The following is a 9,885-nucleotide window of genomic DNA, read 5'->3' on the forward strand; positions in this document are numbered from 1 at the left end:
CGGTTAGCAATAGCTTCACCCGCGGCGTCATCTTTTGCGCTGTTGATACGCAGACCGGAAGAAAGACGCTCGATAGCGGTGCTCAGAGAAGCCTGTGATTTGTTCAGGTTGTTCTGAGTAGTCAGCGACATGATGTTAGTGTTAATAACGGACATAATAGTTTCCTTCAAAATCAGTTGGTTTGTTAGGCTGAGCTTTTAACGCTCACGGCGTCTGCCACCGTTACTGAAGTTATCGGTTGGGTTAATCTGAACTTTAGAAAAAAAGTGAAAAACCCATTAGCCCGTTGAATCAACATTAAAAAACGTGACTATTCTCCCCTTCCCGACCGCCGTTTCGCGGCCGATGCGTACTCTGCAACTCTCATTATAGTAACCCTGACCTGAAGAAACGATCTGGCTAATTACCTGCGGATATCCCTCTTATTCTGCCCATTAAATTTTTTTCTGCGGCGTAAACTTTTTATCTCTGCGGCCGATATGTGTTTTGCACCTATCTCATTCTTAAGGATCTCTCATGGCAAGTGTAAGCTCGCTCGGAGTCGGTACCAGCCTTGATCTGGATACCCTTTACACCAGTTTAGAAACCGCTGAGAAGACAAAACTGACCGCGATTACTAAACAACAGACGACCTATAATTCCCAGCTCAGCTCTTATAGCAAGCTGCAGAGTTCTATGGCCGCGCTGCAAACGGCGGCAGCGGCGCTGACCAAGACGTCTGCTTTCAGCGCGACGGCCGTGACCAGCACCAACACGTCCTTTACCGCTACTACCGACGCAACGGCCTCAACCGGGGATTATAGCGTTGACGTTGATCAGATAGCGAAAGCACAGACGCTGATGTCCGGTTCGTTTAGCAGCAACAGCACGGCGCTGGGCGGCACCACCAGCGGCAACAGCCGCACGCTGACCATTGCCCAGGGCGGCAGCACTACGCCGCTGACGATTACGCTAACCGACAGCCAGACGTCGCTGTCCGGCATTGCCGACGCCATTAACAAAAGCGCCGGCAACGTCAGCGCCAGCATTATTAAAGCCAGCAGCGGCGATTATCGCCTGATGCTCAGCTCGAAGACCACCGGCACCGACAGCGATATGACCGTCAGCGTGACCGGCGATGATACGCTGCAAAGCGCGATTGGCTATAGCGCCAGCGCGACCGGCACGCAAAATATGTCGGTGCAGACCGCCTCTCAGAACGCCAAACTCAACATTAACGGCGTGGCGATTGAGCGCAGCAGCAACAATATTACCGATGCGTTAACCGGCGTTACGCTGAACCTGAACGCTGCCAGCACCGACGCCTCCGGCGAGAAGCTGACGGTTTCACGCTCTATTGATGACAGCAAAAAAACCATCAATGCCTTTGTGACGGCCTACAACTCGCTGAAGTCGACTATTGCTTCGGTCACCAAGTATACCGCCGTGTCAGCTGGCGAAACGCAGTCAAGCAGCAACGGCGCGCTGCTGGGCGACAGTACGGTTCGTGCGGTAGAAAACAGCATGAACTCAATCCTGACCACCGTACAGGGCGGCTCCTACTCGATTCTGGGACAGCTGGGCATCACTATCGATCCAACCGTGCAGAGCGACGGTTCTACCGGTGCGCTGACCGTAGACGACACCAAGCTGACCGCTGCGCTGACCAATAACCCGCAGGCTGTCAGCCAGTTCTTTATCGGCGACGGCAGCAGCACCGGTTTCGCGACCAAGCTGAACAGCACCTTAACCGCGATGCTGAGCACCACGGTCGGTAAAGAAGGCATCATCAAGAACGCAGAGGATGGCATCAATACCACGCTGAAAGCGCTGAGCAATCGTTATGATCAAATGAGCGATTCGATTGACGCGACGATGGCCCGGTACAAGACGCAGTTTACGAACCTGAGTACGCTCGTAAACTCCCTGACCAACACGTCGACATACCTGACGTCGCAGTTCTCTTCAACTTCATCCAGCTAATTAAGCCGGGGACGATATGTATAAAGATTCAGGAGCACAGCTCTACCGCAAAGTTGGGTTGGAAAGCAGCGTGCTGGGTGCCAGCCAGCAGCAGCTGACCACGCTGTTGTTCGACGGGGCGCTTAGCGCCCTGGTTCGCGCACGATTGTTTATGCTGGATGGCCAGATTGAAGGCAAAGGCAACGCCATCTCCAAAGCCATCAACATTATTGAAAATGGGTTGAAAGTGGGCCTGGTGGATGAAAGCGGCGACGAGCTGGCTGCCAATCTGCTGGCGCTCTATGACTACATGATAAGACGCCTTCTCCAGGGTAATTTGCAGAATGATGTCGCTGCCGTTCAGGAAGTGGAAGATCTGCTGCGCAACATTGCCGATGCCTGGAAAGAAGTCACTGTTAATACTGTTCTTCAGGACGCCGTTTAATGAATATTGCACCGCATCTGCTCTCGATTTACCAACAGCTTTTAGTGCTCAGCCAGTCAATGTTGCGCCTGGCAACAGAAGGCGAGTGGGATAAATTGATCGAAATGGAAGTCGATTATGTCAGTGCGGTGGGAAAACTGGCGGAGTGTACGCAGCAAACCCCCGTCTCGGCTCAGACTCAGGATCAGTTACGTCCTGTACTGCGCCATATCCTTGCCAACGAAGCGGAAGTGAAAAACCTGCTGCAGGCGCGCAAGGCAGAGCTGGCGCAGCTGATTAGCCAGACCAGCCGCCAGAAAACCGTCAATAAAGCCTATGGCGGCATGGCGGGCGTGATCCTGTTCCCGCAAAACGCCCAAGGCGTTTAATCCCACTCGGGCAATCGCCCCGAATGAAGCCAGTAAGCGCAGCGGAAAATATTTCTGCGCTTACCGCGCTTTTCCCGCCACCTCTTCCATACTTCAGTTTCCCGCTGATGACTATTGGAGCAATGGCATGCGTAACCCCACATTATTACAGTTCTTTCACTGGTATTACCCCGAAGGAAGCAAGCTGTGGCCAGAAGCGGCTGAACGCGCCGAATGGCTGGCGCAGGCGGGGATCACCGATGTCTGGCTGCCACCAGCCTATAAAAGCTCCGAAGGCGCAACAGGCGTAGGCTACGCCACTTACGATCTTTTTGACCTTGGGGAATTTGAACAGAAAGGCAGCCGCGCCACCAAATATGGTGATAAAGAGCAGCTGATCGCGGCGGCGAAGGCGCTGAGAGAGCATGAGGTCGGCGTCATTATGGACGTGGTCTTCAACCATAAAATGGGCGCAGACGAAAAAGAGAAGGTGCAGGTCAATCGCGTTAACCCTGAAAACCGGGAAGAGATCGACGACGAGGTGATAGAGGCGGAAGCCTGGACCCGTTTTACGTTTCCGGGCCGTGGCGGTCAATACTCAAAATTTACCTGGGATTATAAATGTTTTAACGGCGTGGACTGCATTGATAACCCGGAGGAGTACGGCGTCTTTAAGATTATCAACGCCTATACCGGCGACGGCTGGAACGAACAGGTTGACGACGAGCTGGGCAATTTTGATTATCTGATGGGCGCCAATATCGATTTCCGCAATCGCGCAGTTACCGAAGAGCTGAAGTTTTGGGCTCGCTGGATGATGCAGCAGCTGCCCTGCAGCGGCTTTCGTCTGGATGCCGTCAAGCACATTCCTGCCTGGTTCTATAAGCAGTGGATCGATCATATTCAGGAAGTGGCAGAGCAGCCGATGTTTATCGTGGCGGAATACTGGTCGCACGAGGTGGAGAAGCTGCAAAACTATATTCATCAGGTCGAAGGCAAAACCATGCTGTTCGACGCGCCGCTCCAGATGAGATTCCACAACGCCTCCCGCGAGGGCGCCAACTTCGACCTCAGCCAGATTTTTAGCGGGACGCTGGTCGAACACGACCACTGGCATGCTGTAACTATTGTTGCCAACCATGATACGCAGCCGCTCCAGTCGCTGGAGGCGCCGGTAGAGCCCTGGTTTAAACCGCTGGCCTATGCGCTGATCCTGCTGCGCGAACAGGGCGTACCCTGCGTCTTCTACCCCGACCTGTTTGGTGCCGGCTACAAAGACACTGGCGGCGATGGCGAAGAGTATCAGATCGATATGCCAGCGATCCCGGAGCTGCCGGCTTTGCTGCGCGCACGCCAGGAGCATGCGCACGGCATCCAGACTGAATGGTTCGATCATCCGAACTGTGTGGCTTTCGCGCGCAGCGGCACGGATGAACACGCGGGCTGCGTGGTGATTATGTCAAACGGCGAGCAGGGGGAGAAAACGCTGCCGCTGGGCATGGATTTTGCCGGTAAAACATGGCACGACTACCTGGGCCATCGTGAAGAGCAGGTTACCTCGGACGAAGAAGGCAACGCGACCTTCTTCTGTAATGCGGGCAGCGTCAGCGTTTGGGTGCTGGATATTTAAAAATATGCGCGCGCGGCAGGCCGCGCGCGGCTTGTACCGGATCAGGACTTACCGTTTTTCATCATGACCTTATGATGCGACCGGCCGTTGCTGTGCGCTTTGGCAGCTTTTTGCGTCTGCGCCTGCTCTTTAGCCTGTTTTAACGCTTCCTGACATTCGGCCGTTGGCTGCTGCACCTTCTGCATCACCAGCTTGTCGTAGTGCAGTTCGCTGCCTTCCAACGTCAGCGGCATTACGCGCACTTCGTTATTCACATTCACCCAGTCGCCAGAGAACAAGGTGATCTTGCCCGGCTTGGCGATAACGCGCTGCCATTGGCGACAGTCCAGCGTATCGCCTTCGGCGGTAACGATCAGGCTGGCTTTTGCCTCTTTGCTGACCAGCCCTTTCTGCGGCCCCATCGTCTGCCAGTTACCGACCAGGTTTGCAGGCGGCGGCGTTTTAATCGCGCTCTGGTAATTAGGTATTTGCGCACAGCCAGTCATCGCGACGGCAGCGGCCGCTAAAATCCACTTTCTCATGTTCAGTTCCCGATTCTTCAGCCAGGCGCTACGTTATAATCTTTTACCCGTATAATTCAAGCTGTCTCGCCCTGCCCTACGCGCTTTTCAACAGCAGATGCTGAAAAGACGCCAGACGTGTAAACTGGCGCATCATTTTTTGCCGGATCCCGCTATGAAAACCATTGAAGAGTATTACGCCGCCGCCACCGCGCTTTTTCTGGAAGCGCACCCGGAAATCAAAACCGGTATCGCCGCGCTGACCCAGCAGGACGCAGAGACGCTCGGCATGTCGTTACCGGCTTTACAGCGTATGCAAACCGATCGCGCCTATGCCGCGTTTACGCGTGAGAAAAAGCTGGATGGCATGTTGTTCGCCATCCAGCTGGCCGAGCCGAATAAAGCGGTAGCGGCTCAGGCTATCGAAGCCTACCTACGTCAGCACGCCGCAGCGCTCGGCATGAGCTGGGAAGCATTCTGCATTAAAAACGAGCTGTAGCCGTTTATCCTGCTTTTTTCCGGCGTAACCCCTCTGTTGCGCCGGATAATCGTAATTTTGGTGCCAACCAGGGTGAGAATGCTCCCAAACAGAAAAGCGCAGTGAATAATAATGCGTGAAGCGAACTTTTTTACGGTATATATAGCCTTAACGCCTGTATCTCGTGAAAGATCGCGACAGCATGATTAATTTTTCAGGAGATTGAAAACAGCAAATTATAAGGATATTCTTTACGCGCTTTTCCACCCGGATAAAGAAGCCTGACTTTATTGCCTTGTCGCGGCCAGGAGCATTATCTTTCTTATCTGTTTGGATCATAAGAAAATATTAAGAAAATTAAAGTCAAAAAACTAACTGTGATAGCTGGAAGTATAAGCGCAGGCCGCGTTTGCGGCATTGCCTTAAATAAAATTTGAGCCACCGAAATGCCATTAAGTAAATATAAAATCAACCTGGTTATTCTGCTATTTTTTATCACGCTCTGTATGGCAATGCTGGGGCTCTACTGCCGCACTAACGCCGCGCTTTCTCTTTTCTGGCCCTGCAACGCTATGCTGCTGGGTCTGCTGGTCCGTTTTCCCCAGCTTAGCTCGGCCCTGACTTTTCCGGCTATTTATGTCGGTCTGGTGACTGCGGATATCGCTTTTGGCACCCATGTCGCTGCCTCAATGGGCATGGACGCGGCCAACCTCTCTTTTATCGTTACCGGCCTTGGCGTCCTGCTAACCGGCAGCACTACTTCACGCCGTCTGCAGGCGCTGAACCGCGTTTTTCCGGCCTCCGTCGTGGGCGCAGCGGTGTGCGCGGTTATCGGCTCGGTTGCCAGCCAGCACTATTTTCATGACGATCTGGTTCAGGGCTGGATTTCCTGGTTTTGCGAGCAGGTGTCCACTTCTATTCTGCTGTTGCCGGTCATGATTACCCTACCCCACAGCGATGAAATCAACGAGCTGCTGAGTGAGTGCCGACAGGTTTCACCGCTACCGCTGATTTCACTGGGCGTATCCATTGCCGCCGGCATTAGCGTGGGCGGCGGCGGCAGCCTGATTTTTCCTCTCCCGGCGCTGATGTGGTGCGCGGTCAGCTATCCGCTTTTTATCACCTGTCTGCTGACGCTTATCACTGGCATCACTGAAATTATCCTGGTCGCCAGCAACGTATTAACGATTCAGGGCAGAGACGATTTCTTTCTGATTGATAGTCTTGCTTCGGCGCGGCTGGGCGTAGCGGCAATGACGGTCAGTCCGCTGATCGTCGCCCTCAGCGCTACCGCCAATAAAAAGCTGGTGGCCCGCATTACCCGACGGGCCGATTACGATCTGCTCACCGGCGCGCTGACCCGCAGCGGTCTGGCTGCCAGGCTCGACGCTTTGATGGCGCGCAGGGATCACAACTTTAACGGCGCGGCTTTTGTGATGGATATCGATCGCTTTAAAAATATCAACGACACTTTTGGACATGCGGCGGGAGATTATGTGCTGGCGCAAACCGTTGAGCGTATTCGTCAGACGCTACAGCAAACGGCGATTATCAGTCGGATGGGAGGTGAGGAGTTTTTGATTTTGATTGAGGATATTTCGCTGCCTCGCGCTTTTCTGCTCGCCAATCGGCTGCGGCAGAGCATTGAGCAGCATAGGATCGTTCTTAACGACGACGATTTAAGCGTGACGATCAGCATCGGACTCAGCTCGCTGGAGCGGGTTGATGCTAAAACGCTGGATGAAGCGATTAAGAGCGCGGATAAACAGCTCTACCTGGCCAAAAGCGGCGGCCGAAATCGGGTCTGTCCGGAAGTTATGCTGTAAAAAAAAAGGCCGCCATCACTGGCGGCCAAAGCCTTAACGGCTAATAGTAAGCAATTTTACGGTCTGTACCGTTAATATTGACCGTGACATAGCCTGCTACTGTCGTGGTCGAAGGTGCTGTAGCGGTAGCGGTAGCTATCGTCAGCACTCCTTTTTCATTGGCACCAACCCCTGCCAGTCCGTTGTGCAGGCTCATCCTGGCGTTAACCACCGTTGTCCCTACGACGCTGGCATCGGCTTCTGCCAGGCTGGGTCGGTAGTAACAGCATTCGCCGGAATCAAAGCGGCTTGGGCCCGTTGCCCGCAGGCTGAACGAGGTATCGCCGCTGTTGGCTTTCACCTTGATAAAGACCTCCGCAACGGTCATGCCAACCCGGTTGATTTTGGCCTCCAGCACGGACGGCAAGCCTTTATGCTGCATGTCGCCATAAATACCGTTCCAGCAGCGCGAAATATTCAGCCAGGTCATACAGGAGCTGGTGGAGGTCGTCGGATTGCCCAGCGTTTTATCCAGCGCTTCCGTACTTAGCTTGCCGATAATTTCAAAAATCCATTGCAGGTTATCTTTCGGGAAGTTAATTAATCCCAGGTTGAACCACTTATCGGTGCTGGTATTGTTCGTCACCCGATAGCCGGAGTACCAGCCGGGGCGAATCGATCCGTTCAGCGAGATACCGTAGTTTTCGTCGCGGCGCCAGCCGTACTCAAAGGCGGACAGCCAGCGGCTTTTATCATCAAAGGTCAAATCCAGCGCGCTGCCGCTTTGCAGGTTAAGCTGACGCATCTGCACGCGGCTGTTGGTCATATTCAGCTTGTTGGCACAATCCTCCACGCTCAGCGCATCGACAATCCACTGCCCATCACTTAAGTTGCCGGGGAAGCGGGTATGTTCAATCCAGACGTTGTTGATCAACCCCTGAGTCACGCGCGGCATCCACAGCGTTGCTTCGCCATAGCCGTACTGGAAGTTCGCATTAGTCAGCTCAATCGCCGTTGAGTGATCCCACGAACCCGCCGCCGTGCCGGAATAGTTGACGTCAAAAATCCGGCCGTAGGTGGTGGTGGTATAAACCTGGTTAAACTTGGTATCCAACGTATCCAGCAGCTTGATAACCGTACCGCCGCAGTACTGCGCGCGGAAACCGTCAATCAGCACTGATTCGCCCGCCACGATGGTATTTTCAAAGAACGGCTGCGTGTTGGAACACAGATCCGCCGTAATCGCCCCCGTATTGGTTTTAACATCCGCCGCCGTCTGACCATCCCAGCAGATCCCTTCAATGGTGACACGCCGCGATTTAACCTTGAATACCGGCGCCGACGACTTATCGGAAATAATCGTGGTGCGGGGGATGGCGCCGTGCGGGTTATGATCTCCGTAGAGATAGAAGAACGCCGTCTCACTTGCTGAAATATCAATTGGCTTAACCAGAAATTTACCCGCCGGGAAGCGCACGGCAATATCACGCATGCTGGTGTTATACGTCTGTGCCCAGTTCAGCATGTTTTTAACCGGCGTAGTATCATCGTTGGCGCCATCGCCGCGTGCGCCGAAATGAAACAGGTTTACCTCGTCCGGATCGTCCACCACACGGCGCCAGTAAAAGCCATTTCCAACCGCAATGGTACCGCCATTATCTGCAGGCAAAGATGTGGTAACGTAGCCCACGAAATTACCGCCGCCGCGATAGTAGTTATCGTTATTATAATAACGACGCAGAATAGCCAGCTCGCCAGTTTTGGATGGCACAGTCGTTTTCAGTTCAGCAAAAGAGTTAACTTCAATCATAATAACCTCCGCGACAATAAGCAGGTGCAAATTGCCTGTAGTGAATAAAAGAATAGTTAAACAGATTTAGCCTTTATTATTTCCCGCCTGCTCCTTCCTCTGGAGGGCGATTAGTGTCCGTTTTATTTTGTGCAGAGTTTATTCCACATATCATTGTGCACATTTATTTCCTTCACTGTCCTGATGTCCATGAGTTTCCAGTCTTCACCGTATGTTTTAATAGGAGAGAAAAACGTACAGGATGAGTCCACGATAAGCTTAGGGCTGCCTGTCGTTGTATTGCGACTCGCGCAGCTTGCGACGAGCGTCGTCGTCATTAAGAGCATTATTAGCGGCCTGAACATTTTTGGCTTCCTCGCTATTTTTTGCCTGCTTTTCAGCAACGGCGGAAATTTGCGCGCTTTCAACCTTTGCGGCCTGAACGTCCGCTTTCGCTTTTTCCTGCACCTTGCCGGTTTTTTTTCCGCCGAACCAGCTGGCCACGACGGCCGCGATGACTACGCCAATCCCGGCAAGGACATGCCAGCTCCCGTTAAATAAGGCGAGGAAACTTGTCATGATTTATCTCCCGGTTTAGGCTGCGTTTCCGGCGCCGCAGGAGCGGAAGCAGGCGCTGCCGCCGTATGCGAACCGCCTGGCCTGCCGGGTACGGCAGTTTGATCCGACGTCACTTCTGAAACCTCAGGCGCCACGGGCGTTGATATCGGCACTACAGGCGTTGCGTCAGATCCCGCAGGTACCGAATCAGGCGTCGTCGCTGTGTCAGGCGGCGTTATCGTTTCCGACGTGACCGGCCTGCCGGGTACCGAGGTTTGCTCCGACGTCACGACTGATACCTCAGGCGCCACGGGCGTTGATACCGGTGCCGCAGGCGTTGCGTCAGATCCCGTAGGTGGCGGTTCGGGCGGCGTTGTCGTTTCTGACATGGC

At 53.7% G+C, this 9,885-nt stretch carries 9 protein-coding genes and 1 pseudogene; 6 read left to right on the plus strand and 4 right to left on the minus strand.

All coding sequences use genetic code 11. The features are described from left to right. Positions 1-155, minus strand: a pseudogene (locus EGK14_RS05005) (flagellin FliC); the annotation flags it as partial. 361 nt (positions 156-516) lie between these two features. Between EGK14_RS05005 and fliD the strand changes: the two are divergent. The 4 genes from fliD (at position 517) to amyA (ending at position 4,363) form a co-directional block, all read left to right on the plus strand. Then, the gene (fliD, locus tag EGK14_RS05010; RefSeq protein ID WP_125287993.1) at positions 517-1,962 is read left to right on the plus strand and encodes a flagellar filament capping protein FliD; all 1,446 of its coding nucleotides are present in this window, start codon (positions 517-519) and stop codon (positions 1,960-1,962) included. Positions 1,963-1,978: 16 nt separating this feature from the next. Then, positions 1,979-2,386, plus strand: a complete 408-nt coding sequence (gene fliS / locus EGK14_RS05015; protein WP_125287994.1) for a flagellar export chaperone FliS — start codon at positions 1,979-1,981, stop codon at positions 2,384-2,386. Further along, positions 2,386-2,754 (plus strand): flagella biosynthesis regulatory protein FliT, encoded by a 369-nt coding sequence (gene fliT, locus EGK14_RS05020; RefSeq protein WP_125287995.1) that lies wholly within the window; start codon positions 2,386-2,388, stop codon positions 2,752-2,754. Before fliS ends, fliT begins: the two co-directional genes overlap by 1 nt. Before the next feature lie 127 nt (positions 2,755-2,881). After that, a complete protein-coding gene (gene amyA, locus EGK14_RS05025) occupies positions 2,882-4,363 on the plus strand; it encodes an alpha-amylase (protein ID WP_125287996.1) in 1,482 nt (493 codons plus the stop codon). Positions 4,364-4,404: 41 nt separating this feature from the next. On the opposite strand, the gene yedD is transcribed toward amyA, so the two are convergent. Then, entirely contained in the window at positions 4,405-4,884 is a 480-nt protein-coding gene (gene yedD, locus EGK14_RS05030) for a lipoprotein YedD (RefSeq protein ID WP_125287997.1), read from the minus strand. Between the two features lie 154 nt (positions 4,885-5,038). Between yedD and EGK14_RS05035 the strand changes: the two genes are divergently transcribed. Next, the gene (locus EGK14_RS05035; protein ID WP_125287998.1) at positions 5,039-5,362 is read left to right on the plus strand and encodes a DUF6388 family protein; all 324 of its coding nucleotides are present in this window, start codon (positions 5,039-5,041) and stop codon (positions 5,360-5,362) included. Between the two features lie 425 nt (positions 5,363-5,787). Next, a complete protein-coding gene (locus tag EGK14_RS05040; RefSeq protein WP_125287999.1) occupies positions 5,788-7,167 on the plus strand; it encodes a GGDEF domain-containing protein in 1,380 nt (459 codons plus the stop codon). Positions 7,168-7,207: 40 nt separating this feature from the next. Here the strand turns inward: EGK14_RS05040 and EGK14_RS05045 are convergent, their stop codons facing one another. Continuing rightward, the gene (locus EGK14_RS05045) at positions 7,208-8,956 is read right to left on the minus strand and encodes an amylovoran biosynthesis protein AmsF (protein ID WP_125288000.1); all 1,749 of its coding nucleotides are present in this window, start codon (positions 8,954-8,956) and stop codon (positions 7,208-7,210) included. A gap of 258 nt (positions 8,957-9,214) precedes the next feature. Next, on the minus strand, positions 9,215-9,514 hold the full coding sequence (locus EGK14_RS05050) for a hypothetical protein (protein ID WP_125288001.1): 300 nt from the start codon (positions 9,512-9,514) through the stop codon (positions 9,215-9,217). Positions 9,515-9,885: the final 371 nt, after the last annotated feature.

Origin of the sequence: Erwinia sp. 198, from assembly GCF_003937915.1 — a bacterium.
GTDB lineage: Bacteria > Pseudomonadota > Gammaproteobacteria > Enterobacterales > Enterobacteriaceae > Erwinia > Erwinia aeris.

Excerpts from the sequence above, each read along its gene's own strand:
- fliD (WP_125287993.1), top strand. The coding sequence starts at position 517 with ATGGCAAGTGTAAGCTCGCTCGGAGTCGGTACCAGCCTTGATCTGGAT.
- fliS (WP_125287994.1), top strand. The coding sequence starts at position 1,979 with ATGTATAAAGATTCAGGAGCACAGCTCTACCGCAAAGTTGGGTTGGAA.
- fliT (WP_125287995.1), top strand. The coding sequence starts at position 2,386 with ATGAATATTGCACCGCATCTGCTCTCGATTTACCAACAGCTTTTAGTG.
- amyA (WP_125287996.1), top strand. The coding sequence starts at position 2,882 with ATGCGTAACCCCACATTATTACAGTTCTTTCACTGGTATTACCCCGAA.
- yedD (WP_125287997.1), bottom strand. The coding sequence starts at position 4,884 with ATGAGAAAGTGGATTTTAGCGGCCGCTGCCGTCGCGATGACTGGCTGT.
- EGK14_RS05035 (WP_125287998.1), top strand. The coding sequence starts at position 5,039 with ATGAAAACCATTGAAGAGTATTACGCCGCCGCCACCGCGCTTTTTCTG.
- EGK14_RS05040 (WP_125287999.1), top strand. The coding sequence starts at position 5,788 with ATGCCATTAAGTAAATATAAAATCAACCTGGTTATTCTGCTATTTTTT.
- EGK14_RS05045 (WP_125288000.1), bottom strand. The coding sequence starts at position 8,956 with ATGATTGAAGTTAACTCTTTTGCTGAACTGAAAACGACTGTGCCATCC.
- EGK14_RS05050 (WP_125288001.1), bottom strand. The coding sequence starts at position 9,514 with ATGACAAGTTTCCTCGCCTTATTTAACGGGAGCTGGCATGTCCTTGCC.